The sequence below is a fragment of the Stenotrophomonas sp. 01N47 genome, from assembly GCF_056399165.1.
In genome coordinates this window covers 46,190-73,049 of sequence record NZ_JBFTQU010000004.1, presented here as the reverse complement: position 1 = coordinate 73,049, position 26,860 = coordinate 46,190, and the positions used below count along the sequence as shown (strand labels likewise).

General features: G+C 66.7%; 19 protein-coding genes and 1 pseudogene. 7 read left to right on the top strand and 13 right to left on the bottom strand.

Annotated elements, in window-relative coordinates; genetic code table 11:
• Nucleotides 1-4: 4 nt before the first annotated feature.
• Complete coding sequence (locus tag AC1DKR_RS08465; protein ID WP_428709695.1) at nucleotides 5-295, top strand: hypothetical protein; 291 nt, start codon at nucleotides 5-7, stop codon at nucleotides 293-295.
• A gap of 84 nt (nucleotides 296-379) precedes the next feature.
• On the opposite strand, the gene AC1DKR_RS08460 is transcribed toward AC1DKR_RS08465, so the two are convergent.
• Entirely contained in the window at nucleotides 380-2,506 is a 2,127-nt protein-coding gene (locus AC1DKR_RS08460; RefSeq protein WP_478032263.1) for a methyl-accepting chemotaxis protein, read from the bottom strand.
• A gap of 234 nt (nucleotides 2,507-2,740) precedes the next feature.
• Here AC1DKR_RS08460 and AC1DKR_RS08455 point away from each other — a divergent pair, with 234 nt between their 5' ends.
• Together AC1DKR_RS08455 and AC1DKR_RS08450 are read left to right on the top strand one after the other, a co-directional pair.
• Nucleotides 2,741-3,706 (top strand): L,D-transpeptidase family protein, encoded by a 966-nt coding sequence (locus AC1DKR_RS08455; RefSeq protein WP_478032260.1) that lies wholly within the window; start codon nucleotides 2,741-2,743, stop codon nucleotides 3,704-3,706.
• A 4-nt stretch (nucleotides 3,707-3,710) separates the two neighbouring features.
• Nucleotides 3,711-4,367: a M23 family metallopeptidase gene (locus AC1DKR_RS08450; RefSeq protein WP_478032258.1), complete on the top strand. Its 657-nt coding sequence runs from the start codon at nucleotides 3,711-3,713 to the stop codon at nucleotides 4,365-4,367.
• A 21-nt stretch (nucleotides 4,368-4,388) separates the two neighbouring features.
• Here the strand turns inward: AC1DKR_RS08450 and AC1DKR_RS08445 are convergent, their stop codons facing one another.
• From AC1DKR_RS08445 to hflK, 5 genes and pseudogenes are all read right to left on the bottom strand, one after another.
• On the bottom strand, nucleotides 4,389-5,036 hold the full coding sequence (locus tag AC1DKR_RS08445; protein ID WP_230112286.1) for a hypothetical protein: 648 nt from the start codon (nucleotides 5,034-5,036) through the stop codon (nucleotides 4,389-4,391).
• A gap of 106 nt (nucleotides 5,037-5,142) precedes the next feature.
• On the bottom strand, nucleotides 5,143-6,435 hold the full coding sequence (locus AC1DKR_RS08440) for an adenylosuccinate synthase (RefSeq protein WP_089236458.1): 1,293 nt from the start codon (nucleotides 6,433-6,435) through the stop codon (nucleotides 5,143-5,145).
• Between the two features lie 238 nt (nucleotides 6,436-6,673).
• Nucleotides 6,674-6,856, bottom strand: a pseudogene (locus AC1DKR_RS08435) (DUF2065 domain-containing protein); the annotation flags it as partial.
• Nucleotides 6,857-6,923: 67 nt separating this feature from the next.
• The gene (hflC, locus tag AC1DKR_RS08430; protein ID WP_025877040.1) at nucleotides 6,924-7,787 is read right to left on the bottom strand and encodes a protease modulator HflC; all 864 of its coding nucleotides are present in this window, start codon (nucleotides 7,785-7,787) and stop codon (nucleotides 6,924-6,926) included.
• Complete coding sequence (gene hflK, locus AC1DKR_RS08425) at nucleotides 7,784-8,920, bottom strand: FtsH protease activity modulator HflK (RefSeq protein WP_223496164.1); 1,137 nt, start codon at nucleotides 8,918-8,920, stop codon at nucleotides 7,784-7,786. Before hflK ends, hflC begins: the two co-directional genes overlap by 4 nt.
• 152 nt (nucleotides 8,921-9,072) lie before the next feature.
• Here hflK and AC1DKR_RS08420 point away from each other — a divergent pair, with 152 nt between their 5' ends.
• Nucleotides 9,073-10,068 (top strand): YhdH/YhfP family quinone oxidoreductase, encoded by a 996-nt coding sequence (locus tag AC1DKR_RS08420; protein ID WP_442244608.1) that lies wholly within the window; start codon nucleotides 9,073-9,075, stop codon nucleotides 10,066-10,068.
• A gap of 88 nt (nucleotides 10,069-10,156) precedes the next feature.
• Nucleotides 10,157-10,528 (top strand): twitching motility response regulator PilH, encoded by a 372-nt coding sequence (gene pilH / locus AC1DKR_RS08415; protein ID WP_005410644.1) that lies wholly within the window; start codon nucleotides 10,157-10,159, stop codon nucleotides 10,526-10,528.
• A gap of 173 nt (nucleotides 10,529-10,701) precedes the next feature.
• Here the strand turns inward: pilH and AC1DKR_RS08410 are convergent, their stop codons facing one another.
• Nucleotides 10,702-11,598, bottom strand: a complete 897-nt coding sequence (locus AC1DKR_RS08410) for a DnaJ C-terminal domain-containing protein (RefSeq protein ID WP_108266796.1) — start codon at nucleotides 11,596-11,598, stop codon at nucleotides 10,702-10,704.
• Between the two features lie 258 nt (nucleotides 11,599-11,856).
• Between AC1DKR_RS08410 and AC1DKR_RS08405 the strand changes: the two genes are divergently transcribed.
• Together AC1DKR_RS08405 and AC1DKR_RS08400 are read left to right on the top strand one after the other, a co-directional pair.
• On the top strand, nucleotides 11,857-12,339 hold the full coding sequence (locus AC1DKR_RS08405) for a peroxiredoxin (RefSeq protein WP_025877032.1): 483 nt from the start codon (nucleotides 11,857-11,859) through the stop codon (nucleotides 12,337-12,339).
• Nucleotides 12,340-12,369: 30 nt separating this feature from the next.
• The gene (locus AC1DKR_RS08400) at nucleotides 12,370-12,951 is read left to right on the top strand and encodes a ferritin-like domain-containing protein (RefSeq protein ID WP_033831761.1); all 582 of its coding nucleotides are present in this window, start codon (nucleotides 12,370-12,372) and stop codon (nucleotides 12,949-12,951) included.
• Nucleotides 12,952-13,119: 168 nt separating this feature from the next.
• Here AC1DKR_RS08400 and pbpC read toward each other — a convergent pair whose 3' ends face one another.
• The 6 genes from pbpC to acnD form a co-directional block, all read right to left on the bottom strand.
• Nucleotides 13,120-15,504 carry a penicillin-binding protein 1C gene (gene pbpC / locus AC1DKR_RS08395; RefSeq protein ID WP_447945444.1) on the bottom strand — a complete coding sequence of 795 codons (2,385 nt, stop codon included), beginning with the start codon at nucleotides 15,502-15,504 and terminating at the stop codon, nucleotides 13,120-13,122.
• A gap of 49 nt (nucleotides 15,505-15,553) precedes the next feature.
• Nucleotides 15,554-20,461: an alpha-2-macroglobulin family protein gene (locus AC1DKR_RS08390; RefSeq protein ID WP_223482756.1), complete on the bottom strand. Its 4,908-nt coding sequence runs from the start codon at nucleotides 20,459-20,461 to the stop codon at nucleotides 15,554-15,556.
• A gap of 172 nt (nucleotides 20,462-20,633) precedes the next feature.
• Complete coding sequence (locus AC1DKR_RS08385; RefSeq protein WP_478032251.1) at nucleotides 20,634-22,094, bottom strand: bifunctional 2-methylcitrate dehydratase/aconitate hydratase; 1,461 nt, start codon at nucleotides 22,092-22,094, stop codon at nucleotides 20,634-20,636.
• Between the two features lie 122 nt (nucleotides 22,095-22,216).
• Entirely contained in the window at nucleotides 22,217-23,395 is a 1,179-nt protein-coding gene (prpF, locus tag AC1DKR_RS08380) for a 2-methylaconitate cis-trans isomerase PrpF (RefSeq protein ID WP_478032249.1), read from the bottom strand.
• Between the two features lie 34 nt (nucleotides 23,396-23,429).
• Nucleotides 23,430-24,134 (bottom strand): hypothetical protein, encoded by a 705-nt coding sequence (locus AC1DKR_RS08375; RefSeq protein ID WP_223496172.1) that lies wholly within the window; start codon nucleotides 24,132-24,134, stop codon nucleotides 23,430-23,432.
• A 94-nt stretch (nucleotides 24,135-24,228) separates the two neighbouring features.
• Nucleotides 24,229-26,847, bottom strand: a complete 2,619-nt coding sequence (gene acnD, locus AC1DKR_RS08370; protein ID WP_336031097.1) for a Fe/S-dependent 2-methylisocitrate dehydratase AcnD — start codon at nucleotides 26,845-26,847, stop codon at nucleotides 24,229-24,231.
• Nucleotides 26,848-26,860: the final 13 nt, after the last annotated feature.

Genomic DNA, 26,860 nt, shown 5'->3' with positions numbered 1-26,860 from the left:
GCAGATGAAGATGCGACGACTGCTGAGCTGGACAGGCCTTGCGCTGTGCGTGGTCTACCTGCTGTTGACCACGTGGCTGGTCCACGGCGCGCAGACAGACGCCGACCCGAAGGGTACCTACATCCTGATGGCACTCCCCATCACCCTGCAGTCCGCCGCGCTTGATGCCATCGGCGCAGGCAGCCTGTTGTACGGCAAGCCCTGGTCGACCGCGTATGCGGTGCTGGTTCCGCCAACCCTGCTGTTGCTGTACGCGGCCGGTTGGTTGATCGAACGCTCGGCACGCGGGCGCTAGCGGCCCTCAACCGTTGCGTGCATCGACGCCCCGCATGCGGGTCATCGCATGCAGGGCGCCATCCAACATCGCGCTGTCGTTGGCTTACGCCGCGCGTGCAGGCAGGCTGGGCATGCGTGCCCCCTGCTCCAGCTGGAACACCGACACCGACGTGGTCAGCGCATGCGCCTGCTCTTCCAGCGCGCGGCTGGCTGCGGTCGCCTCCTCCACCAGCGCAGCGTTCTGCTGGGTCACCTGGTCCATCTGCACCACCACCTGGTTGACCTGTTCGATGCCGGCCGCCTGCTCCTTGCTGGCGGCGGCGATGTCGCTCATCAGCTGTGTGGTACGCGAGCTCGCCTGGGCCACGCGGGCAATGGCGGCTTCCGATTCGACGGTCACGGCTAGACCACTCTGCACCTTGGCAGCGGCGTCCTCGATCAACTCCTTGATCTCCTTGGCAGCGACACCGGCACGCTGTGCCAGCGTACGCACTTCGCTGGCCACCACCGCAAAGCCGCGGCCCTGTTCGCCGGCACGCGCCGCTTCCACTGCAGCGTTCAGCGCCAGGATGTTGGTCTGGAAGGCGATGCCATCGATCACCGTGGAGATTTCCGAAATGCGCGCCGAAGACTGGTCGATCTCGCCCATCACCGCGGCCATCTGCGCCATGGCCTGCTCGGTCTCGCGCACGGCAACGCCGGCCGCATGCGCTTCGCTGTCGGCCTGGCGTGCCAGCTCGGCGTTCTGGCGCACGGTCGAGGTCAGCTCTTCCATCGAGGCGGCAGCCTCTTCCAGATTCGCGGCCTGTTGTTCGGTACGGCGCGACAGATCGTTGTTGCCGGCCGCCAGTTCCTGTGCCGCGTTGTTGATGCTGTCGGCGGCCACCTGGATGCCACGCACGATTCCGGTCAGCTGCGTGGTGGTGGCGTTGGCATCGTCACGCATGCGCGCGAACACGCCCTCGTACTCGCCCTCCATGCGCGCGGTGAGGTTGCCATGCGAGATGGCGCGCAGCACGTCGGAGACATCGGCGATGCTGGCCTGCGAACTGGCCATCATGCCGTTGAGGTGGTTCACCATCGCCTGGAACTGGTACTGGAATGCTGCGGCGTCGCCACGCACGCTGAAATCGCCAGCACGCGCGGCACGGGCCAGTTCATCGATCTGCGCGTTGATCGCCATCAGGCTCTGCTTCACCGCCGCCAGGGTACGGGTCAGCGTGCCCTTCTCACCCGGGTACTCGGGCAGATCGCGACTGAGGTCGCCGATGGCATAGCGCTGCATCACCTCGGCCATCAGCAGCTGCACCTGCACGTGCGATTCGACCAGGTGATTGGTGGCCTGCACCATGCGACCGAAGTCGCCGGGGAACGCGCTGGCGTCCATCCGGTAACGGATCGCGCCGGCTTCATGCTGCTCGGCCATCTGCAGCTGCGCGCCGATGGCGGCCTGCACGCTCTGGCGCACGCTGGCCATGGCCTCGCCGAGCTGGGTCAGCTCGTCACGGCCACCCAGGCGGAATTCCTGGTCCAATTCGCCCTTGGACAGGCGCTCGGCCAGCTGCACTGCACGCGCCAGCGGGCCGGTCATGCTGCGACCGATCAGCACCGATGCGGCGATGCCTGCCAGCAGCGCCACGCCACCCAGCACCAGCAGCTGCAGCAGGCTGCGCTCGCCCAGGCGGATCGCCTCGGCAGCGGCCTCGCGGCTTTCCTTTTCTTCATAGGCCACGCCATCGGCCAGTGCCTTGTTCCAGCCATTGGCCGCTTCCTGCACCGGACCCAGGGTCAGCGCCACGGCGCCGGGGAAATCGCCCTGTTCCATCAGTTCGCTGGTCTGCTTGTTGAGCGGACGGGCGAGCGCGCGCTTGGCGGCGATGGTCTCGCCGATCACCTCGCCTTCGGCATCGCCGGGCAGGGCCTGGTAGGCCGTCCAACTGGCCTCGTAGCGCTTGACCAGAGCGGCGATGCGCTGCTCGTCGTTGGCACGGTCTTCGCCCTGGCGGATCAGCATCTCGCGGCGCACGACCATCATCTGGTTGTTGGCATCAAGCATCTCCGACAGCAGCCGCACCTTGGCTACGCCGACCTCGACCACCTGCTCCATCGCGCGCTTCTGCACCATGGTGGCGGTGGCACCGGTGGCGACCACGGCGGCAACCAGCAGCAACAACAGGCCAAAGCCAAGCCCAAGACGCCAGGCGACCCTGACGTTCCTCAAGTAGTTCATGGGGTGAATCCAAAACGGGGGGGATGCGCCCATATCGGCCCGCCAGCCGGGAATCTTGATCGCCTCCCGCTCGACTGCGTCGGAAGCCGTTCACCTTGGTGAGACCCGGCCTCCCGCTTCTGCGGCGGGAGGATGGCCCGGCGGCGCGGCCCCACTGCTCATGCTGGCATCAGTTTTCTTTCACGGCGGCTGCGCAGCGTCTACGGGCAGGGTGGAGGCGTGATCTGCCTGGAGATGCCCATGCCCGTATGCCGCCCCGCCCTGCTCGCCCTGTCGCTGCTGATGTCGCCCGCCTTTGCGCAGACGCCCCCGCCCGCCGGCCTGCCAGCACCCGTCGCCGAAAAGGCCGGCCCTGACACGGCAGCGCGCTCGCCCCTGCACGCGCAGGTACTTCTGGACCGCGCAAACTTCTCTCCGGGCGAGATCGATGGCGAAGTGGGCAGCAATCAACGCCGCGCGGTGTCCGGCTTCCAGGCAGCGCACGGGCTGACAGTCAGTGGCGAACTGGACGACGCCACCTGGAAGGCCCTGCAGGCCGACTCGGTCGGCCCCCTTGCCAGCTACACGCTGACCGCAGAAGACGTGGCCGGTCCGTTCGTCGCGATTCCAAAGAAGCCCGCCGACCAGGCCAAGCTGAAGGCACTGGGCTTCAGCAGCGTGGAGGAATCGCTGGGCGAGCGCTTCCATGCTGCACCGGAGCTGCTGAAGGCGCTCAATCCCGGTGTGGATCTGAGCAAGGCCGGCAGCCGCATCCAGGTGCCCAATATTGCGCCCGCTGCGTTGCCCAAGGCCGCCAAACTGGTGGTCGACAAATCCGACTCCACCCTGCAGCTGCTGGACGCGCAGGGCAAGGTGATCGCGCAGGTACCGGTATCGTCGGGCAGCGAGCACGACCCGCTGCCGATCGGCGAGTGGAAGATCCTCGGCGTCTACCCGGCCCCGCCATTCCACTACAACCCGAAGCTGTTCTGGGATGCCAGGAAGGGCGATCGCAAGGCCACGATCCCGCCCGGCCCGAACAATCCGGTCGGCCGGGTTTGGATCGACCTGTCCAAACCCCATTACGGCCTGCACGGCACACCGGTGCCCGGCCATGTCGGCAAGACCGAATCGCACGGCTGCGTGCGCATGACAAACTGGGATGCGCTGCGCGTGGCTGCAGCCGTGGATACGTCGGTACCGGTCATCATGCAGGAGTGAGCCGATGCGACTAGCGCAACTGATCGTACTGGGGCTGGTGATGGGCGTGGCAGCCGGATGGTGGCTGCAGCGTGATGGCGCGCCGTCCGCTGATGCGGGTATACGCCCCCTTGCAGTGGCGCAGACCTCCGCTGCGGCCGACAGCGCCCGTGCTGTACCCGTGGAGCAGGCGACAACGGCAATCGCTGCGCCCGCCCCAGCAGCAACGGGCGACACACCCTCCGGCCTGCTGCTGCCGGTACAGGGCATCACGCCCTCGCAACTGCAGGACACCTTCACCGACGCACGCAGCGAAGGCCGCGTGCACGATGCGATCGACATCATGGCTGCTGCCGGCACACCGGTACTGGCGGTGGCCGATGGCCATGTCGAGAAGCTGTTCGACAGCGAGCGCGGCGGCCTGACCGTCTACCAGTTCGAACCCAGCGGCCGCTGGTGCTACTACTACGCACACCTGCAGCGCTACGCCGACGGCCTGGCCGAGAAGCAGACCATCAAGCGCGGCGACGTGATCGGCTACGTCGGCAGCACCGGCAACGCAAACCCAGAAGCCCCGCACCTGCATTTCGAAGTGCACGCGCTGGGACCGGAAAAACAATGGTGGAAGGGCGAATCGCTCAACCCCTATCCGCTGCTGAAAAAAGGGGACGGAGGGGATTAAGTCGCAACCCGCACGATTGCTTCAGGGCGCCTGCGCCACGCGCGGGCGCTGCCTGCGCAGCGCGATGGTGAAGATCACCAGTGCGATGCCTGGAATCAGCAGCAACAGTGCCGCCAGTTTCCAGAAGAAGAACGGCCACAACCAGATGTAGTCCAGGTCGGTCAGCTTCAGAAGATCCAGCGGCGGCTGCAGCTCGACCGTCGCCGGCCTGCCCACCAGCGCCGGCTCCACCTCCAGCACGGTTACCCGTAGCCAGGAACGGCCACGGGGCAATGCGTCACCGCGGCCATAGCCGAAGTACGCGGCGGTGAACCCCGCCGTTTCAACGGTTTCCACTCTGCGCACGACCTCCGTCGCGGGCGGGCCAGATCGCACGCTTGCGCGGAAATCCGCATGCTCGTTGGGCGTTTCGATGCGCATCAGCACGTCGGGATCGAGGGCCGGGTCGGCAGCGTTGGGCGCGTAGCGCAGCCGCAACCGCAGGCGATCATCAATGAAGCGGTAGACCGCGATCTCCGCGCTCGCACCGGGGCTCAGCACCAGCGGCAGTGTCTGCGTGCGTGAGGCCAAGTGGTTGGCCACAGCGCCCACCGCCAGCACCACACAAGCGGCTGCCCACAGGCCCCAGAACACCCACAGGGTGATCCGCAGCACCCTGGTCCCTTTCACGCTGACATCGCCGGTCATCGGTCCGCTTCCCTGCTGGCACTACGTACACACTAACGAAAAAGCCCCGCTTTCGCGGGGCTTTTCCTTCACGTCAGCGAGCGGTCGCTCAGGCGAACGGATCCTGCAGGACCATGGTGTGGTCGCGGTCCGGGCCGGTGGAGACGATGCTGATCGGGCAGCCGGCCAGCTCTTCCAGCGAACGCAGGTAGGCACGTGCGGCCGGCGGCAGGTCTTCCCAGTTGGTGATGCCGTGGGTGTTCTCGGTCCAGCCCGGGAACTCCAGGTACACAGGGGTGCACTCTTCCCAGCCCTGCGCGTCCAGCGGCGCGTACTCGGTACGCTTGCCGTTGTATTCGTAGGCAATGCAGACCTTCAGCTTTTCCATGCCGTCCAGCACGTCCAGCTTGGTGATGCACAGGCCGCTGATGCCGTTGATGGCCACCGCGCGCTTGAGGGCGACGATGTCCATCCAGCCGCAACGACGCGGGCGGCCGGTCGAGGCACCGTACTCGGCACCGCGGTCGCGGATGCCCTGGCCGATTTCATCGTCCAGCTCGGTCGGGAACGGGCCACCGCCGACGCGGGTCGCGTAGGCCTTGGCGATGCCCAGCACGTAGTCGATCGCGTCAGCGCCGACGCCAGCACCGGCCAGCGCACCACCCACGGTGGTGTTGGAGCTGGTGACGTACGGGTAGGTGCCGTGGTCGATGTCCAGAAGGGCGCCCTGCGCGCCTTCGAACAGCACGCGCTTACCCTGCTTGCGCAGGTCGTGCAGGATGCCGGCAACGTCCGACTTCATCGGCTGCACGTACTCGCCGAAGGCCAGCGCCTCGTCGAAGGTCTTCTGGAAATCGACCGCGTCGGTCTTCAGGTAGTTGGTCAGCACGAAGTTGTGATAATCCAGCGCCGTGCGCAGGAGTTCTTCCAACTGCTTCGGGTAATGCAGGTCGGCGATGCGGATGCCGCGACGCGCCACCTTGTCTTCGTAGGCCGGGCCGATGCCACGGCCGGTGGTGCCGATCGCCTTGCCGCCGGCAGCGCGTTCGCGCGCCTGGTCCAGGGCGATGTGGTACGGCATGATCAGCGGCGCGGCCGGGGAGATCTTCAGGCGCGAACGCACTTCCACGCCGGAGGTTTCCAGCTCGGCGATTTCCTTCTGCAGCGCAGCCGGCGAGATCACCACGCCGTTGCCGATCAGGCACAGCGCATCGTCACGCAGGATGCCCGACGGGATCAGGTGCAGGACGGTCTTCTTGCCGTTGATGACCAGGGTGTGGCCGGCATTGTGGCCGCCCTGGAAGCGCACGACGGCGCCGATTTCCTCAGTGAGCAGATCGACGATCTTGCCCTTGCCTTCATCGCCCCACTGGGCACCAAGCACTACGACAGACTGACCCATGACGGGTTCCTCTATTTGTTGCGGCCATCGGGGCCGCGGACGGGTAAACCGCAGCGGGGCTGGCCAGCGCTTGGGTGGCGGCTCCAAACGGGGAGCGGCCGGCGATGGAAGGCCCAGACACGGAAAAAGCCGAACGGGGAGGCCCGTCCGGCTTTTGTGCATTATCCGGGTTTCCGGGGTCCGGTGCCACCTTTCCGACGGGCGGCTTCACCAGCCGGTCAGCCACCCTGCCCCGGTAGTGCCGTACCCACCACAGCAGGCTCAACCCGGCCAGCAGGACCAGGCCACCGAAGCTGCGCAGGGCCGGGCTGGGCAGGTCCAGCAGGCGTTCGGCCATGCGCTTCCAGGCCACGGGGGCCACGAACAGCAACAGGCCTTCCAGCACCGCGACCAGACAGACGGCGGCGAACAGATCTTTCATGGGGGAACTCCGGAAAAGCACGAGGCCCGGCGTATGGCCGGGCCCCGTGAGGTACTGCCGTGCGGACTCAGCGATCGTTCTTGAGGTACTGCAGGAACGGGTCGTTCTTGTCCAGCACGATCACGCCGTTGCCGTCGGTCATCGAGCCACGGTAGGCCTCGAGGCTGCGGTAGAACGCGTAGAACGACGGGTCAGCCGAACCGGCCTTGCCGTAGATGCGTGCGGCCTCGGCATCGCCTTCACCACGCAGGCGCTGGGCATCGCGTTCGGCTTCTGCGATCAGCACGGTGCTGTCACGGTCGGCCTGGGCGCGGATGGTCAGCGACTGCTCCTCGCCCTCGGCGCGCAGCTTCGCGGCTTCCTGCTTGCGCTGGGCGCGCATGCGCTCGTACACGTCATTGATCACCTGGCTGTCGGTGGGCAGGTCCACCTGCTTGATGCGCAGGTCGATCATCTGCATGCCCAGCCCGGCAACGGCTTCGTTGATGCCCTTCAGCTGCTCGGCGATCAGCTCGCTGCGGTCGCCGGAGACCAGCTGCTGCAGGGTGCGCGAGTTGATCTGGTTGCGCAGCGAGTCGGTGATGATCGGCGCCAGGCGGGCGTTGGCGATGCGCGGATCGCCGCCGGTGGCACGGAAGTAATCACCCACGTTGGAGATGTAACCGATGGCGAAGAAGTCGACGCTGACGTCCTTCTGCTCGGCCGTGAAGTAACGGGCCGGCGCGGTGTCCAGCACCTGGAAGCGGCGGTCGAACACCCGCACCGTTTCCACCACCGGCAGCTTGAAGTGCAGGCCCGGCTTGATGTCCGAACGCACCACCTTGCCCAGGTTCAGGACCATGGCGGTCTGGTCCTCGCGGACCACGTACACCGAACCCAGCAGGCCCAGCAGCACCGCTACGACAACGGCGATCCAGATTGAATTTCTCATCGGCTGCCCTCCTCACGGCCGCTCGAACGCCCGGTCGGGCGGCCCACCGGCCGGCCCGGATCACGGGAAGCTTCCACTGCGGTGGTACCCGGCAGCGACGGCATCACCACATCGGGGTTCGGCACCGGCGCCGGTGCCGAGGTGCTGGCACGGGTATCACCGGTCATCGGCACGTAGATCAGCTGGCGGCCATCGCCACCAATGACCTTGCGGTTCTCGCTCAAAACCTGCTGCACCGTTTCCAGCCACAGGCGCTTGCGGGTGACTTCCGGTGCGTCCTTGTACTGGGCCTGCAGCAGGCTGAAGCGCTGACCATCACCCTCGGCCTTGGACACCACGGCCTGCTTGTAGCCCTCGGCGGTGGTACGGGCACGCGAGGCCTGGCCGCGCGCTTCAGGCACGACCTTGGCCGCGTAGGCCTGGGCTTCGTTGATCAGGCGCTCCTTGACCTGCTGGGCACCGTTGACCTCGTCGAAGGCCGGCTTGACCTCCTCCGGCGGACGGGCGTCCTGCAGGGTCAGGCCTGTCACGGTCAGACCGGTCTTGAAGGCACGCAGCAATGTCTGCAGGCGCTCTTCGGCGGCCACGGCCAGCGGGCCACGGTTGTTCAATACGGCGTTGAGGTCGGCGCGACCGACTTCCTCGCGCACCGCGCTCTGCGCCGACTGTTCCAGCACCTGGTTGGCATCAACGGTGCCGAACAGGTACTGCTGCGGGTCATCGATGCGGTACTGGACGTTCAACGAGACATTGACGATGTTCTCATCGCGGGTCAGCACCGGCACCTGGATCGAGAAGGTCTTGATCTCGGTGGCGTTGACCTTGGTGACCGATTCGATCGGCCAGGGCAACTTGAAGTTCGGGCCTGGGGTCAGGATGCGCGAGAACTGGCCGAAGCGCAGCACCACGCCACGCTGCTGTTCGCCGATCAGCTGGAAGCTGGAGAACAGCACCAGCAGGACCACTGCCGCCACCACCCAACGCAGGATGCCGCCGTCGAACAGATCCTTCAGCGGTCCGGGCAATCCGCCCCAGCCGCCACCATTGCCACCGCCGCGCGACCCGAACGGCCCGCGTCGATTGTCCTCGGGGCCTTGTCCGCCCTTGTTGCCGCCGGGTGTATTCCAGGCCATGCACGCTCCATCAAGATGTGGGCTGCGACGCGGGCCCTTCCCGCAACGCCAGCCGTTAACCACTACCGATCATACAAGATGGGGCGGACCGGCAGGATTGAAAGGGGTCGGACCGGGTAAGGTGGCGTTTTCCTCGAAGTCAGGCAACGCCGATGGCCCCCACCACCCCGTTCACCGCCTTCCGCATCGAAAAAGACGACGCCGGCTACCGCAGCGGCCTGGTCCCGCTGCGTCTGGACGACCTCAACCCCGGCCAGGTACTGATCCGCGCCCACTGGTCCTCGGTCAACTACAAGGATGCCCTGGCTGGCACCGGCAAAGGCCGGATACTGCGTCGCTTCCCGCTGGTGGGCGGGATAGACGTGGCCGGCACGGTGGTCACCTCCACCGATCCGGCCTGGCGCGAGGGCGATGCGGTACTGGCCACCGGCTGTGGCCTCAGCGAAACCCGTGATGGCGGCTACAGCCAGTACGTGCGACTGGAATCGAGCGCGGTCATCGCCCAGCCGGCGGGCTTGAGCCCACGCGAGGCGATGGTACTGGGCACCGCCGGCTTCACCGCCGCACTGGCGCTGCTGCGCCTGCAGGACAACCGGCAGACACCCGAGCTTGGGCCACTGGCGGTTACCGGCGCCAGCGGTGGGGTCGGCGCTCTGGCCGTGGACATCTTCAGCCGCGCCGGCTATGCCGTGCACGCGATCAGCGGCAAACCGGAGCAGATCGACTTCCTGCGCGGCATCGGTGCTGCCGAGGTGCTGCCGCGTGACGCCCTTGCCGACACCGGGCCGCTGCAGTCGGCACGTTTTGGCGGTGGCCTGGACAACGCCGGCGGGCCGATGCTGGCCAGCCTGCTGGCACAGACCGTACCTTACGGCAGCGTGGTCAGTGCGGGACTGGCCGCCAGCCCGACGCTGGACATGACCGTGATGCCCTTCATCCTGCGCGGTGTCTCGCTGCTCGGCGTTTCGTCGGCCAATGCCCCGCGCGCGCTGCGCGAAGAAGTGTGGGCACGCTTGGGCGACGCGTGGAAGCCGCAGCACCTGGACCGCATCTGCACCGCCGAAGTCGGTCTGGACGGCCTGCCTGCGGTGTTCGATCGCATGCTGGCGGGCGGCTCGCTTGGCCGCACGGTGGTGCGGATCGACTGAACGTCGCAGGCAGGCGACGGACGGCAGCAGTCGCCCTCCCGCCAACGGGATGCCGGCACTACACTTCCGGCATCACACGGGGAACAACATGGCACGCATTCTGATCGTCGACGACTCACCGTCGCAGCTGTTGGGGATACAGCGCATCGTCGAGAAGCTCGGGCACCAGATCCTGACCGCCACCGATGGTGCGGCCGGGGTGGAAACCGCGAAGGCCGAGCTGCCCGACCTGGTGCTGATGGACGTGGTGATGCCCAACCTCAATGGCTTCCAGGCGACCCGCACGCTCGCCCGCGATGAGGCGACCCGGCACATTCCTGTGATCCTGGTGACCACCAAGGACCAGGACACCGACCGCATGTGGGGCATGCGCCAGGGTGCCAAGGCCTATATCACCAAGCCGTTCTCGGAAGACGAGCTGTCCGAGGTGCTGGAGCGGGTGTTCGCCGGGCAGGGCTGACACACCGCTCTGGTGGATGCCAACCTTGGTTGGCACACCGCTCTGGTAGGTGCCAACCTTGGTTGGCACACCGCTCTGGTAGGTGCCAACCTTGGTTGGCACGCCTTTGCCGGCCAGCGGCCGGCGCTACCGCAAGGTGTGCGGACCGAGGCCCGCACCCACCGAAGCAGATTTCAGATCGTTTCGCCAAACGCCTTGGCCAGATTCCGATAGGCCTTCTTCTGCGCCTCGTCGGTCGCCGCCGGGGCGACAATCTCCAGCTCGACGATCTGGTCGCCGTCCGGGCTGCCCGGCAGGCCACGCCCACGCAGGCGCAGCTTGCGACCGGCATCGGAGTCGGCCGGAATCTTCAGTTCCACCGCTCCGCCCAGGGTCGGCACGCTGATGCTGGTGCCCAGCGCCGCCTGCCACGGGGTGACCGGCAGCGTGTACAGGATGTTGCGACCGTCGACCTCGAACTGCGGATGCGCGGCGTACTCCACTTCCAGCAGCAGGTTGCCGCCGTGGTTGCCCTGCCCGGCCAGGCGGATCACCTGCCCAGGACGGATGCCCTTGGGCACGCGCACGTCCAGCTGCTTGCCATTGACGGTGATGCGCAGGCTGTCGCCGTTGTAGGCCGCCTCCAGCGGTACCGACAGCTTGGCCCGGGTATCACGGTTGGGCGCATGACCGTGGCTGCTGAAGCCCGGACCGGGGCCCGCGCCCTGGCCGCCGCGCTGGCGCGCGAACAGGCTCTCGAAGAAGTCGCTGAAGCCACCGTTGGGGCCACCCCCACCACCACCGAACACTTCCTCGAAATTGAAACCGCCACCGCCGTAGTTCGGCGGCACGTTGAATTCCTCGCCCGGGCGATAGCCCTGAGCGCGCAGCTGGTCATACGCCGCGCGCTTCTCGGGATCGCGCAGCGCCTCGTAGGCCTCGTTGATGGCCTTGAACTTGTCCTCGGCCCCGGCCTCCTTGCTGACGTCCGGGTGGTACTTGCGTGCCAATCGACGATAAGCGGTCTTGATTTCCGCCTCGCCCGCGCTCGGCTCCACCCCAAGGGTGGCGTAATAATCCTTGAATTCCATCCAGCTACCTCGATTCGCTTCGGCGGCGCCGGTGGCGCCGCCCCGGGTTCATTCTACGCGCCGGCGATGCTACGCCGCCGGTCGTGCGGCAACGGTGAGGCCGACTGATCCAGCGCAATGCGCCTGCCATCGCCCGGCCGCATGCTGTGGCTGACAGCCCGCCGCGGACGACGGAGATGGGGTCTATACATGGGTTTTCCAATGTCTTGACGCGTCCGTCCCCTCCTGGCCCCTACCCTCACCCAGCAAGGAGTTCCCATGACCATCCATGTCGGCGACCGTATTCCGGAAGTCACCCTCAAGCGCATCCGCGAAGGCATCGAGACCCTCGATACCCACGCCCTGTTCGACGGGCGCAAGGTGGTGCTGTTCGCCGTGCCCGGTGCATTCACCCCCACCTGCTCGGCCCGCCACCTGCCCGGGTACGTGGAAAAGTTCGAGGCGTTCCGCCATCGAGGCATCGATGTCTACTGCGTGGCGGTCAACGATCCGTTCGTGATGAAGGCCTGGGCCACCGACCAGCACGTGCCCGACGGCCTGCTGATGTTGTCCGACGGCAACGCCGAACTGACCCGTGCACTTGGCCTGGAGCTGGATGCAAGTTCATCCGGCATGGGCACGCGTTCGCGTCGCTTTGCCCTGTACGTGGTGGACGGCACGGTACGCGCGGCCTGGATCGAGGAACCCGGCCAGTTCGAGGTGTCATCAGCCGACTACGTACTGGATCACCTGCCCACCTGAAACCCTGACTGCAGAGGAAACCGGCCAGCCATGTCCAACAAGCCAGCCAAAGCCAGCAACACCTCCCCTTCCGCCAAGGTCGCTGGCATCAGCGATCGTCAGACCCTGCGCGAGCGGGCACGGAAGAACATCGAAGACGGAGCGATCACCGACAGCTACAGCGCCGACCGCAAGGTGGTGATCAAGCTGCTCAACGACGCGCTGGCCACCGAATATGTGTGCGTGCTGCGCTACTACCGGCACTACTTCATGGCCAAGGGCATGCTGGCCGACGCAGTCAAGGGCGAGTTCCTGGAACACGCGCAGCAGGAGCAGGCACATGCCGGCAAACTGGCCGAGCGCATCGTCCAGCTGGGCGGCGAGCCTGACCTCAATCCGGACACGCTGACCGCACGCTCGCACGCCGAATACAAGGAAGGCAGCGACCTGCGCGACATGGTCCGCGAGAACCTGGTGGCCGAGCGCATCGCCATCGACAGCTACCGCGAGATGATCAACTTCATCGGCGACAGTGACACCACCACCAAGCGCATCCTGGAAGAGATCCTGGCGCAGGAGGAGGAGCACGCCGATGAGTTCGCCGACCTGCTGGATGGCTGGATCGGGGAGTAGCGCCGCACCGTGCCAGCGAACACCCCGGTAGTCGCCCACCTTGGTGGGCAGCTTCCGCGCGTGCCAACCAAGGTTGGCACCTACCGGCTCATGGTGGACCGGTAGCGCCGGGCCATGCCCGGCGGGTTGGTGCCCGATCACGTGACATCCGCCGGGCATGGCCCGGCGCTACCGCAGCACGTTGAACCGTACCTGCGTCCAGGCGCCGTCAGCAGCCAGCGCGGTCAACGTATGCGCGCCCGGATCGGCGAACTCGCGCTGCATCAGCTGCGCACCGCGTGTCTGCGCGATCCATCGACCATCCAGCAGCCAGTCCACGGCCTGTTCGCTGCCCAATGCGCGCAGCTGCAGGCGTACGCCGTGTTCGGCATTGGGTGCACGCGCCAGCGTCGCGCCTTCGTTGAGGCCATCGATATGCAGGGCCACGCTAGCCTCGCGACCATCATCGCGACAGTCCGGCGACAGCGCGGGAAGCTGTGAGGCATCGCGCGTGGCTTTGGGCAGCCAGGGTGACAACAGCGCCGGCCATCGCGCGATTTCCCGCGCGACTTCCTCATGCGGCGCGCTGCAGTCTGCCGATACGCGCAGTCCGGTGCGCGCGTCAGCCAGGTAGCGTTGGCGGCCAGGCTGCCATCGCCGTGCCTCGCGTTCGGGGAACGTCGGCGGTGCCGCACCGTCCAGCAGATAGGCCGACAGGCGTCGCTGGCAGAGTGCCGCTGGCAACCCTTCGGCCAGTTCTCCGGTTGGCCAGCAGATGTCTGCCTGGGTCACGCTGGCCGGCATCGGCGCGGCCGCCGCATCGCCGCGTTGGCGCGGCAGGCTGTCGACCACCTCGAACATCAACGGCAAGGCGGTGACCGCGCCGTACTGCCCCGGCAACGGCGTGCCATCCGGGCGCCCCACCCACACGCCCACGGTGTAGTGGCGGGTACTGCCGATCGCCCACGCATCGCGGTAGCCATAGCTGGTGCCAGTCTTCCAGGCCACGCGCGGCCGCCCGCCAACGTCGAACGTGCCAACGCCGTAACCCGGGCGCGGGTTCGATTCCAGCATCTCACGCACGATCCAGCTGGCACCGGGCGAAGCCAGCCGCCGCTCGATCATCGGTTCGTCATCGGTGTAGCGCACGCGGCCGGCAATGCCGTTGCGGTTGAGTGCAGCAAACGCACCGACCAGGTCTTCCAGCCGCGCGCCGGTGCCGCCGAGGATCAGCGACAGATTGGGTGAACTGCCCGGCGGGAAGCGCAACTGGATGCCGGCGTGCGACAGGCGCGCGGCGAAGCGTGCCGCACCTACCCGCTGCAGCAGGTCGACCGACGGCACGTTCAGCGACAGGCGCAGCGCACTGGCAGCACTGACCGGGCCGTTGAAGGCCATGTCGAAGTTGCCCGGCCGATAGCTGCCGAAGCTCTGCGGCGCATCCACCAGCAGGCTCTCGGAATGGATCAGGCCATCATCGAGTGCCATCGCATACAGGAACGGCTTGAGCGTGGAGCCCGGCGAGCGCCAGGCCTGCACCATGTCCACGTGGCCCAGCCGTTGCCGATCACCGAAAGACAGCGTGCCGACATACGCACGCGCCTGCAGGGTCTGGTTGTCGACCACCAGCAGTGCGGCTGACGTGCGCTCGGGCAGCGTGGAGAAATAGCTGGCCACGCGCTCTTCAAGGGTGCGCTGCAGGCCGATGTCGATGCTGCTCTGGATCCGCGCCTGCCCCGGATGCGCCGAGTGCAGGCGCTGGGCCAGCAGTGCCGCATGCAGCGGTGGACGCAGCGAGCGTGCGACCACGTTCTCGATGCGCGCATCTTCCACTTCCTCCGGCGTCCATGCGCCGAGCTCGGCCATGCGCGCCAGCACCTTGTCGCGTGCCTTCTGCGCGGCTTCGGGATGACGATCCGGGCGCAAACGGCTGGGTGCCTGTGGCAGCACCGCCAGCAGTGCGGCCTCGGCATGCGAAAGCTGCGCGGCCGGCTTACCCAGGTAGGCCCAGCTGGCCGCCTCCACGCCTTCGATGGTGCCACCGTAGGGCGCGCGCTCCAGATACAACGCGAGGATCTCGCGCTTGGACAGGTGCACCTCAAGTTGCACCGCACGCAGCATCTGCTTCAGCTTGCCCCAGGGCGTGCGCGTATGCGGATCGAGAATGCGCGCCACCTGCATGGTCAGGGTCGAGCCTCCGGAGATGATGCGGCCACCCCGCAGCAGCTGCCCACTGGCACGCAGGATCGCCAGCGGATTGATGCCCGGGTGCTGCCAGAACCAGCGATCCTCGTAGGTCAGCAGCGCCTGCAGGTACAGCGGCGACACGCTGTCGACCGACGCAGGATAGCGCCACACGCCCTCGGCATCGGCGAACGCCCGCATCGGGCTGCCGTCAGCGGCGACCACCAGCGTGCTGGTGTCGCGTTGCCGGGGCAACGGCGGCGGGAAGGCGAAATCCAGCACCAGCAGCAGCGCCAGCAAGCTCGCCGTGCCCCAGCGCAGCCAAGGCCACAGCGGTTGCAGCCGCTGCCGCAGGCGCGGCAGCCGCGTTTTCAGCAATCCCACCTTCATCCACGGCATCCAGTGGGACGGGCCGCGCCGTCGCGGCCCGTCCGCACGGTCACGGCTGTACCACCGTCAACGTGGTCGGGTTGCTGCGGCCGACGCCACGCAGCTGCGGCCGGTACATGTCCTCCACCAGCGACGGCGGCACCGTGTAGGTACCCGGAGTGACCGCACGCACCAGGTAGAACACGTTGGCCTTGCTGCCACGCGAGAGCTTCAGCGCCGCCACGTAGCGGTCATCGCGGAACTCCTCGTGCTTGGTATCGGCCGCTTCGCTGCGGTCGCTGATGGTGATGCCATCCACCACCACATCGGCCCACTGCTTGGCATCGCCCAGGTTGAGGTTCTCGATCTCCAGGCCCGCCGGCAGCAGGTCGGTCAGCAGCGCATCGGGCATCTCGCTGTCGGCGGTGATGGTGACGCGCACGATCAGCGCTTCGCCCTCCTTCAGCGGACGCGGCGACCATGGCTTGCCATCGGTGCCGAAGTAGCTTCGCTCCACGCCGATCACGCTGTTGTCCGGCGCCGGCGCACTGCGCGGAATGCCGGCCACGTCGATGCTGGCGAACATCGGCGGCTGTCCCTGCGGGGTGAAGCGCACGCCCGCTGCCAGCTGCCCTGCATCGAAGTTGCGGCCAAACAGCTTGCGCTCGCCGATGGCCTCGCTGTTGCCACCGATCACCAGCTCACCGGCCACCAGCGCCTTCTGGTTGGCGGCCAGTGCCTTGCCGAGGCGGGCGATGGCCACCTGTTCCTGCGTGCTCAGCCACATCCAGCCACTGTTGCGGCGCGCATCCAGGCCACGGCCAAGATCAACCGCGCGTGCATCCCATGCCGGCTTGGCCAGCTTGTTTTCGTGGGTCAGCGCGATCATCAGCGCATCATCACGAACGGCACTGCCGTAGTCGCCGAAGTAGGACGGGCGCTCGCTGCTGGACTTGGCAAAGCCCGCCGCAAGGGCCGCCTGGCCGCGCTTGGCATCGCCCTGCAGCGACAGCGCCACGCCCAGGTGCACCAGCGACAGACCACCCACGGCCTTGCTGCGTTCGTTGTCGTACAGCGTGCGCAGGGTACCCAGCGGCGCGCGGTTGACGCGGGCCAGCACGTAACCCGAGTACGCCTGGTTGGCGAACTTCAGGCTTTCGCGTTTTTCCTGGCCGTAGAACTGGTTGCCACCGGACAGCAGGTCTTCGCTCAGGCGGTTCAGCGCCTTCTGCAGCACGTTGTCCGGCACCGCAAAGCCACCGTCCTTGGCATCGAGCAGGAACTCGGCGATGTACGGGGTCAGCCACGGGTTCACGTAGCCGTCGTCACCCCACATCGAGAAGTTGCCGTTGGCCACCTGCATCGATGCCAGGCGACCGAACGCACCTTCCATGCGCTCGCGACGGGTCTTCGCGTCCAGGCCGTCAGCGCCGAGCATGGACGACGTGGCCTGGTCCAGGATCAGCGCGGCGTAGCCCTTGCTGGTGGTCTGTTCGGCACAGCCGTACGGGTAGTTCAGCGCGCCCTGCAGCGCGCTGGCGAACGGGATCGGCGGCAGCGGGCTGACCAGCAGGCGGGCATTGACCGATTCGGACATCAGCCCGTCCATCAGGCTGCCATCCAGGCTCACCGCCGCCAGCGGATCGAGCGTGCGCACCTGCGAGCGCAGTACCTGCGGCCACGCCGCGCGTACCGGCAGATCGTAGCGGCGGTCGGCCTTGAAGCCGTTGCCATCCACACGCACGCGCACCTTGGCCACGCTGTGGCCCTCGCGCGCCGACAACGGGAAGCTCAACGTGGTCTTGGCATCGGCATTGAGCTGCACGCTGCGCGTGCCTTCGCCCAGGCTGAGCGGGCCTTCGCTGTCCACGCGCACGTTGAACTGACCGGGCTTGCCGGTGAAGTTCTGCACGTCCAGCGTCACCGTGCTGCGGTCGCCCGGGGCGAGCACTCGCGGCATGCTGGCCTCGGCCAGGATCGGTGCGCGCACCACGGTTTCCACATCGCGCTTGCCGTACTGGTCATCGCTGTAGACCAGCGCCGACACCCGCAGGGTGCCATTGAAATCCGGCACTTTCAGGCGGATGCGGGCAATGCCCTTGGCATCGAGCTGCACCGGGCCGGAGAACAGGTCCACGGTCTGCACGCGCGCGGTCGGCCGCTTGGCCTGCGGCAACGCCTGCAGCGCCATGTCGCCGCCGAACTTCAGCTTGCCGCTGCCGCCGTCGAAGCTCTCGATCACCCGGCTGTAGATGTCATAGGCATCGATGCCGAGGCGGCGCTGGGCGAAGAAGTGCGCGCCGGCATCGGGCACCGGGAAGCGGGTGATGTTGAGAATGCCCACGTCCACGGCCGACACCGTGACGTGCGCGACCTTGCCGGCCAGCTGCGGTGCGCTGACCGTCACTGGCAGGTCCTGCTCCGGTCGCATCTGCTTGGGCGCGGCCAGGCCGACGGCCACGGTGCGGCCCTTGCGGTCCATCGGCACGTGCACCACGCCCACCGCGCGGGCCGGGGTGATCTTGCTCGGCGCACTGCCACCGCGGAACACCAGCGCGGTGATGTAGACGTCGTGGCGCTCCCAATCGGCGGTGACCGGGATCTTGTAGGTGGCACCGGGCTTGGCGTCGATATCCTGCACGTACAGCATGCGGTCGGTCTCGACCATCAGCACGCCCTTGCCGGCGTGCGGCGGGGTCACCGTCACTTCCAGGGTATCGCCGGCCTTGTAGCCGGTCTTGTCCAGGCCCAGCTTGACCTTGTCCGGGCGGGCATCGAGGCCACGGTTGTCATCGCCCCAGCTCCAGCCGGCGCGGAACGGATAACGGCTGGTCAGGCCGGTGGACGGATCGAACACGTCCACCCGGTACTCGCCCCACTCCACCGGGAAGTCGAAGGCCACCGCGCTGCCGCCGGCATCGACGGTACGGGTTTCCTTGTTTTCGAAGCGGCGGGTGAAATCGTAGTCCCAGCGGTTGTCGTTGAAGGTCCAGTGGTAGTCGCGCAGCTCGCGCACCAGGGTGATCTTCAGGCCCTTGGCCGGCTGCGGCTTGCCGGCCGCATCCACGCGCATCAGTTCAAACCGCGCGTTGCCGTTGGAATCAGCGCCGTCGTCCGGATTGAACAACGGGCGCACGCCGACCAGTGCGGCGGCCGGCCATACCACCCGCTTCAGGGTGCGGGTGACCGTGCGGCCACCGGTTTCATACAGGCTGCCGGACAGCACTACCGCGATCGGCGCCTTCGCCTTGGTCGCCTCTTCCGGCAACGACACGTCTTCGCGCAGCTGGCCATTGGCCGGCAGCGTGGTGTCGATGACATCCTTGGCTTCGCGCGGCAGCTGCAGGGTCGGGTCGCCGAAGAAGTAGCCCGGCAGACCCTCCACCGGCTTCTGCTCGGCGGCCACCGCCATGCGCGCGGTGAAGCGGTTGCCATCGGCCGGGGCACCGTACAGATAGGCGCCGTTGGCCTGCAGACGCAGGTCTTCACCCGGCTTCAGCGTCTTCTGCGCGCTGTCCAGGTCCAGCTTCATGCGCTCGGGCAGGAACTCTTCGATGCGCAGGGTCATGCCCTGGATCGCTTCCTTGCTGGCCGGGTCGGTGCGGAACTCCACCTGCCAGCGCCCGGTCGGCGCCTCGGCGGGAATGGTCTGCTCGAAGTTGATGTAGCCCTGCTCGCCCGGCTGCACGCGGGTTTCGCGGAAGGTCTTGCCATCGGGCTGCTTCAGGCGCAGGAACACCGGCTGGCTCTTGATCGGCTTGCCGTCGTTGTCGCGCAGCAGCGCCGACAGGCGCACCGTCTCACCCGGGCGGTACAGGTCGCGGCCCGACCAGGCATAGACATCGAACCAGGCGTTGTCACGGCCGGCCACGGCGAACTCGCTCAGGTCCAGCGCCGGCTGGTTGAAGGGCAGGAAACTGGTGTCCTTGCCGCTGCTTGCCACCAGCACGTGGGTGGCATCCAGGGTGTAGTTCAGCAGCGCATTGCCGTTGCTGTCGGTACTGCCCTTCAGCACCACTTCGCCCTTGGCATCGAGCACGCGCAGGTCGATGCCCTTCAGCGATGCACCGTCCTTCAGCGCGGCGGTATGGACGAACAGCTTGTCCTTGTAAGCGCGGGTGTGCAGGCCGATGTCGCTGACCGAGAAGAACGCGGTATCGAACTCACCTTCGTAGTCACCGGTGCGCTTGAGCAGGGCGAAATACAGCCCCGGCTCCTGCAGTTCCTTGATGTCCTGGGTCGGCAGGTAGGTCAGCACCCGCTCGTTCTGCTTGCCCCCCAGGATGAAGCGGTTGACGTAGACCGGCTCGGCCAGCTTGTTGATCGGGCTGCGCTCGTAGTCGCTGCTCAGTTCCCAGCTGCCACGGCGACCACCGCGCTGGTACTGGCTGAAGAAGGTCGGCAGATCCTTTTCGCGTACGCGCAGGAACTCGACATCGACCTCCGGCACGTTCACCGACACCACCGGCAGGCCGCGGCTGTCCTTGGCCGGCAGCACGCTGCCCTGCGAGGCAAAACCGGCCACCGGCTTCAGCTCGCCGCTGAAGACCTTCTGCTTCAGTTCCTTGCCCAAGCGGCTGCCATCAGCGGCCAGCAGGTCCGGCGAGACCACCAGGCTGAATTCCTTGCCGGCTTCGACGAAGGGATAGCGCAGGGTCAGGCCGTCATCGGACAGGGTCCAGCTGCTGTCATCGTTGCCGACCTTCTCTTCGAAGCGCACCAGCTTGTCGAAGTCCTGGGTGCCGACCAACGGGCGCGAGAACTCCAGCGCCAGCGACAGGCCTTCACTCTTCTGGTCCGGGTAGGCACGCAGCAGGGTGAACTCCTTCACCTGCTCGGCCTTGGTGGCGATGGCTTCGCCGCTGGCCTTTGGCAGCTGCCCGCTGTCGTTGCGGCAACCGGCCAGGCCCAGCAACAGGCCTCCTGCCAGCAATGCTGCCGTCCATCCCCACCGCATCCGCCGTGCCGGACCGCTCATGTCGTCACTCCTTGATCGAGGAGGCCATTATAGGCGCGTCGCGTCAAGGCGTTGACGCGGATTCGGCAGGAATGCATCGGAACGGTAGCGCCGGGCCATGCCCGGCGGGGTAGCCGCCCCCGGTTGGCGTTGGGCCCATGCCAACCAAGGTTGGCACCCACCAGAGCGCTTCCTACCCCGGCAGGTACAGGTCCACGTAGTCGGTCACCGGCATCGCCGCCAGGGCCACCGGGTCCAGCGAGGCGGCCAGGATGCGCTGCTGCTGGGCGGTGGGGAAGCGGTGCGCCAGGTGCCGGCGGAACTTGTCCATCAGCAGCGGGATACCCTCTGCGCGCCGGCGTGCGTGGCCCAGCGGGTACTCCACCAGCACCTCCGGCAGCGCGCTGCCGTCGTTGAAGCGCACCGTCAGCCCGTTGGCGATGCTGCGCTTGTCCGGGTCCAGGTAATCGGCGCTGAGCTGCGGGTCTTCATGGCAGGTCATCTTCGCGCGCAGCGCATCGATGCGCGTATCGGCCGCCATGTCGTCCTCGTAATCCTCGGCCACCAGCCGCCCATGCAGCAGCGCGATGGCCACCATGTACTGCACGCAGTGATCGCGGTCGGCCGGGTTGTGCAGCGGCCCCTGCTTGTCGATGATGCGGATGCAGGCTTCCTGGGTACGGATCGCGATGTGCTCGATGTCCTCGGCCGTTCGCCCCTGCGCGCGCAGCTGCTGGTGCAGGATGATCGCCGCCTCCACCGCCGTCTGCCCGTGGAATTCGGCTGGGAAACTGATCTTGAACAGCACGTTCTCCATCACGTAGCTGCCGAAGGGGCGGCCGAGGGTCAGCGCCTGGCCATGCATCGATACCGCTTCGAAGCCCCAGGTCGGTGCACTGAGCACGCTGGGGTAGCCCATCTCGCCGGTGGCGGCCATCAGCGCCAGGCGTACGCCACGGCTGGTCGCATCACCGGCCGCCCAGCTTTTGCGCGAACCGGTGTTGGGTGCATGCCGATAGGTGCGCAGCGCCTGCCCATCCACCCAGGCCAGCGACACCGCATTGAGCATCCGCTCGCGGTCCAGCCCCAGCATCTGCGCGACGACGGCGGTGGTGGCCACCTTGACCAGCAGCACGTGGTCCAGACCGACCCGGTTGAAAGAGTTGCGTAACGCCAGCACGCCCTGGATCTCGTGCGCCTTGATCATCGCCAGCAGCACGTCATGCACGGTCGGCGGCGGGCGTCGCAACGCCGCCGCGTTGCGGCCAAGCCAGTCGGCCACGGCGAGGATGCCACCGAGGTTGTCCGAGGGGTGGCCCCATTCGGCGGCCAGCCAGGTGTCGTTGAAATCCAGCCAGCGCACCATCGCGCCGATGTTGAAAGCCGCCTGCACCGGATCGAGTACGAAGTTGGTACCGGGAACGCGCGCGCCGTTGACCACGCTGATACCCGGCACCAGCGGGCCCAGCAGCTTGCTGCAGGCGGGGAAGGACAGCGCCTCCAACCCGCAGCCGAGCGTGTCGAGCAGGCAGTGATGCGAGGTCTGGAACGCCAGCGGCGAGTCGATGCGCGTGTCACGCACGTAGTCGACGATGTCCACCAGCAGCACATCCCAGGCTGCACGCGCGTTGGATGGGGTGTGGCTGTCGGACATCATTGATCTCCTCGTGGGGTTGCACGCTGCGAAAAATCGGTAGTCGCCAACCTTGGTTGGCACTGGGCCTTACCCGCGCGATGCCGCTTCCATGCCAACCAAGGTTGGCGACTACCAGCCCATCACTCGGCCGGCACGCGCACCTTGCCTTCCATCAGCACGCGGGCGCTGCGGCTCATGATGGCCTTGGACACCGTCCACTGGCCGTCAACGAGTGCGGCCTGCGCACCCACGCGCAACGTGCCCGACGGATGCCCGAAGGTCACGGCCTCGCGCTCGCCGCCGCCAGCAGCACGATTGACCAGCGTGCCGGGGATCGCCGCGGCGGTACCGATCGCTACTGCAGCGGTGCCCATCATCGCGTGGTGCAGCTTGCCCATCGACAGCGCGCGGGCATGCAGATCGATGTCCGCGGCCGGGATCGCCCTGCCGCTGGAGGAAACGTAGTCCTGCGCAGGGGCGACGAAGGCCACCTTCGGCGTGTGCTGGCGGGTCGCCGCGTCTTCCAGTTTCTGGATCAGGCCCATGCGCAGGGCGCCGTAGGCACGGATCTTCTCGAAACGCTCCAGCGCCGCTTTGTCTTCATTGATCGCCGGCTGCAGTTCAGTGCCGGTGTAACCGAGGTCGGCGGCGTTGAGGAAGATGGTCGGGATGCCGGCGGTGATCATCGTCACCTCGAAACTACCCACGCCCGGCACGTCCAGCGTATCGATCAAGTTGCCGGTGGGGAACATCGCACCGGCGTCACCATCGTCGGACGGATCGAGGAATTCCAGCTGGATCTCGGCAGCCGGGAAGGTCACGCCATCCAGCTCGAAATCGCCGATCTCCTGCACCTGCCCATCGCGCATCGGCACATGGGCAATGATGGTCTTGCCGATGTTGGCCTGCCAGATGCGCACGGTGCACAGGCCATCGCGCGGCACGCGGGCCGGATCGATCAGGCCGTTGGCGATCGCGAACGGACCAACGGCGGTGCTGAGGTTGCCGCAGTTGCCGCTCCAGTCCACGAATGCGGTATCGATCGACACCTGGCCATACAGGTAATCCACGTCGTGATCCGGCACCGAGGCGGTGGAGATGATCACGCACTTGCTGGTGCTGGAGGTGGCCCCACCCATGCCGTCGGTCTGCTTGCCATACGGGTCGGGCGAGCCGATCACGCGCATCAGCAGCGCATCGCGTGGGGCACCAGGCACCTGAGCGGCCTCGGGCAGGTCCTGCAGGCGGAAGAACACGCCCTTGCTGGTACCACCGCGCATGTAGGTAGCGGGAATACGGAGTTGCGGGAGGAACGTCATGGTGGACATCTCGACAGAATAAAAGGAGGGAGCATCAGGACTGCAACGCCAGCCGCCGCCGGCGGCTGTCAGCCTGCGCACTGCGTTGCCAACGGAACAGATACAGGATGGCCAGCTTGGTGCTGCCACTCACCACAGCCAGCAGGAGCAACGGCCAGCCCAGCCGCAGGCCCATGGCGAAGGCAAACACAATCGTGGACAGGTCCATCAGCAGGATCAGCTGACTCATCCGCAGCGACACCGCACCGGTATGGCCATTGCGCAGAATCAGCAGAATCTGATGAGCGTAGCCCTGGGCCAACAACGCGGTAATGACCACGATCACCGCACTGGCCACCACCCTGCCTTCATCCACATGACGATCGCCCCAAGCCAGACCAGCCAGTGCGCAGATCAACAGCAGCACGGCTGTCAGCAGGCTGGTCGTCGCGGAGCGGCTCCGGCGGTCACGCCAGACCTCCACCAGGATGGCCATCACCAGCACCGAGGCGAGCAACCGCGGCCAGACAATGAAATGATTGAATGGTGTGACGCTGTAGCCATAGATGAAGAAGGAGAGGTAAGCCAGGAAGCTGACCGTAAACTGGTTCAGCGACAGCACCGCAGTGGCGGTGTCAGTCGCGTCCGTGCGTCCGCGGCGGAGGCGCACCAACCGCAATTGCGCGCCCACGCCCAAGAGGCTCAGCAGAATGAAGGCAGTATTGACTATGCCGGCGATGTTGTAGAACGCAGTTCCCATGCAGATGGGGCAACGCCCCTCTCCTCCATCACCACCGCCATGCGGGCCGAAGCCAGCATGGCGGCAACTCGACGCAAGCAAGCTATTCGCTGCTTTACGCCACCTTGGCGCCTTCCAGGAAGTCCTGCGCGAAGCGCTGCAGTACGCCGCCGGCCTCGTAGATCGCCACTTCCTCGTCACTGTCCAAGCGGCAGGTGACCGGTACGATCACGTCCTGGCCATCGCGGCGGTGGATGACCACGCGCAACTCGGCGCGCGGCGTGCGTTCACCGATGACGTCGAAGGTTTCGGTGCCATCGATGCCCAGCGTCAGGCGGGTGGTGCCCGGCTTGAACTCCAGCGGCAGCACGCCCATGCCGATCAGGTTGGTGCGGTGGATGCGCTCGAAGCCTTCGGCAACGATGGCCTCCACGCCAGCCAGGCGCACGCCCTTGGCGGCCCAGTCACGCGAAGAGCCCTGCCCGTAGTCGGCACCGGCGATGATGATCAGCGGTTGCTTGCGCTCCATGTAGGTCTCGATCGCTTCCCACATGCGCATCACCTTGCCTTCCGGCTCGACGCGCGCCAGCGAGCCCTGCTTCACGCTGCCATCGTCGTTGCGCACCATCTCGTTGAACAGCTTCGGGTTGGCGAAGGTGGCACGCTGCGCGGTCAGGTGGTCACCGCGGTGGGTGGCGTAGGAATTGAAGTCCTCTTCCGGCAGGCCCATCTTCGCCAGGTATTCGCCAGCCGCACTCGAGGCCAGGATCGCGTTGGACGGCGACAGGTGGTCGGTGGTGATGTTGTCGGGCAACACCGCCAGCGCACGCATGCCGGCCAGCGAGCGCTCACCGGCCAGTGCACCTTCCCAGTACGGCGGACGACGGATGTACGTGCTCTGCGGGCGCCAGTCGTACAGCGGGCTCACCGCTGCGCCGTGTTCGACGCGCACGTTGAACATCGGGTTGTAGACACTGCGGAACTGCTCCGGCTTCACCGCCGCCTTCACCACCGCATCGATCTCGGCATCACTCGGCCAGATGTCCTTCAGGCGCACTTCGTTGCCGTCGTTGTCCACGCCCAGCACATCCTTCTCGATGTCAAAGCGGATGGTGCCGGCGATGGCGTAGGCGATCACCAGCGGCGGCGAGGCCAGGAACGCCTGCTTCGCATACGGATGGATGCGGCCGTCGAAGTTGCGGTTGCCCGACAGTACCGCCGTGGCGTACAGGTCACGGTCGATGATTTCCTGCTGGATCTTCGGATCCAGCGCGCCGCTCATGCCATTGCAGGTGGTGCAGGCGAAGGCAACGATGCCGAAGCCCAGCTTCTCCAGGTCCGGCAGCAGGCCCGCTTCTTCCAGGTACAGCTGCACTGCCTTGGAACCGGGTGCCAGCGACGACTTCACCCAAGGCTTGCGCAGCAGGCCGCGCTCGTTGGCCTTGCGTGCCAGCAGGCCGGCGGCGATCACGTTGCGCGGGTTGGAGGTATTGGTGCAGCTGGTGATGGCAGCGATGATCACCGCGCCATCAGGCATCAGGCCCTGTGCCTGCTCGGCCTTGCCGGCTTCCAGCTTGGCGGCATCGGCGATGCCGCGCTCGACCAGTTCCGATACCGGCAGGCGGCGATGCGGATTGCTCGGGCCGGCCATGTTGCGCACCACCGTCGACAGATCGAAGCGCAGCACGCGCTCGTATTCCGCAGTGGCCAGGTCATCGGCCCACAGGCCGGTGCTGCGTGCGTAGTTCTCAACCAGTGCGACCTGCTTTTCCTCGCGACCGGTCAGGCGCAGGTAGTCGATGGTCTGGCCATCGATGTAGAACATCGCGGCGGTTGCGCCGTATTCGGGGCACATGTTGGAGATGGTGGCGCGATCACCGATGGTGAGTGCAGCGGCACCTTCGCCGAAGAATTCAAGCCAGGCGCCGACCACGCGCTCCTTGCGCAGGAATTCGGTCAGGGCCAGCACCACGTCGGTGGCGGTGATATCCGGCTGCGGCCGGCCGGTCAACTCGACACCGATGATGTCCGGCAGGCGCATCCACGACGCACGGCCCAGCATCACGTTCTCTGCTTCCAGGCCACCCACGCCGATGGCGATCACGCCCAGCGCATCCACGTGCGGGGTGTGGCTGTCGGTGCCCACGCAGGTATCGGGGAAGGCGACGCCGTCCTGCACGTAGATCACCGGCGACATCTTCTCCAGGTTGATCTGATGCATGATGCCGTTACCCGGCGGAATCACGTCCACGTTCTCGAAGGCCAGCTTGGTCCAGTCGATGAAGTGGAAGCGGTCCTCGTTGCGGCGGTCCTCGATGGCGCGGTTCTTCTCGAACGCCTGCGGATCGAAACCACCGCACTCCACTGCCAGCGAGTGATCGACGATCAGCTGCACCGGCACCACCGGGTTGACCTTGGCCGGATCACCGCCCTTGTCGGCGATCGCATCGCGCAGGCCCGCCAGATCGACCAGTGCGGTCTGGCCGAGGATGTCATGGCATACCACGCGCGCCGGGAACCACGGGAAATCCAGGTCACGACGGCGCTCGATCAGCTGCTTCAGCGAATCAGTCAGCGTGGCCGGGTCGCAGCGACGCACCAGGTTTTCGGCCAGCACGCGCGAGGTGTACGGCAGCGTGGCGTAGGCACCGGGCTGGATCGCATCGACGGCGGCGCGCGCGTCGAAATAGTCCAGCGAGGCGCCGGGGAGGGTCTTGCGGTAATCGGTATTCATGGGCTGGCGGAAT

Coding starts and splice junctions, on each gene's coding strand:
- AC1DKR_RS08450 (WP_478032258.1), top strand. CDS start 3,711: ATGCGACTAGCGCAACTGATCGTACTGGGGCTGGTGATGGGCGTGGCA.
- AC1DKR_RS08460 (WP_478032263.1), bottom strand. CDS start 2,506: ATGAACTACTTGAGGAACGTCAGGGTCGCCTGGCGTCTTGGGCTTGGC.
- pbpC (WP_447945444.1), bottom strand. CDS start 15,504: ATGAAGGTGGGATTGCTGAAAACGCGGCTGCCGCGCCTGCGGCAGCGG.
- acnD (WP_336031097.1), bottom strand. CDS start 26,847: ATGAATACCGATTACCGCAAGACCCTCCCCGGCGCCTCGCTGGACTAT.
- pilH (WP_005410644.1), top strand. CDS start 10,157: ATGGCACGCATTCTGATCGTCGACGACTCACCGTCGCAGCTGTTGGGG.
- AC1DKR_RS08465 (WP_428709695.1), top strand. CDS start 5: ATGAAGATGCGACGACTGCTGAGCTGGACAGGCCTTGCGCTGTGCGTG.
- AC1DKR_RS08405 (WP_025877032.1), top strand. CDS start 11,857: ATGACCATCCATGTCGGCGACCGTATTCCGGAAGTCACCCTCAAGCGC.
- AC1DKR_RS08385 (WP_478032251.1), bottom strand. CDS start 22,094: ATGTCCGACAGCCACACCCCATCCAACGCGCGTGCAGCCTGGGATGTG.
- AC1DKR_RS08390 (WP_223482756.1), bottom strand. CDS start 20,461: ATGAGCGGTCCGGCACGGCGGATGCGGTGGGGATGGACGGCAGCATTG.
- AC1DKR_RS08440 (WP_089236458.1), bottom strand. CDS start 6,435: ATGGGTCAGTCTGTCGTAGTGCTTGGTGCCCAGTGGGGCGATGAAGGC.
- hflK (WP_223496164.1), bottom strand. CDS start 8,920: ATGGCCTGGAATACACCCGGCGGCAACAAGGGCGGACAAGGCCCCGAG.
- hflC (WP_025877040.1), bottom strand. CDS start 7,787: ATGAGAAATTCAATCTGGATCGCCGTTGTCGTAGCGGTGCTGCTGGGC.
- AC1DKR_RS08455 (WP_478032260.1), top strand. CDS start 2,741: ATGCCCATGCCCGTATGCCGCCCCGCCCTGCTCGCCCTGTCGCTGCTG.
- AC1DKR_RS08400 (WP_033831761.1), top strand. CDS start 12,370: ATGTCCAACAAGCCAGCCAAAGCCAGCAACACCTCCCCTTCCGCCAAG.
- AC1DKR_RS08410 (WP_108266796.1), bottom strand. CDS start 11,598: ATGGAATTCAAGGATTATTACGCCACCCTTGGGGTGGAGCCGAGCGCG.
- prpF (WP_478032249.1), bottom strand. CDS start 23,395: ATGACGTTCCTCCCGCAACTCCGTATTCCCGCTACCTACATGCGCGGT.
- AC1DKR_RS08420 (WP_442244608.1), top strand. CDS start 9,073: ATGGCCCCCACCACCCCGTTCACCGCCTTCCGCATCGAAAAAGACGAC.
- AC1DKR_RS08375 (WP_223496172.1), bottom strand. CDS start 24,134: ATGGGAACTGCGTTCTACAACATCGCCGGCATAGTCAATACTGCCTTC.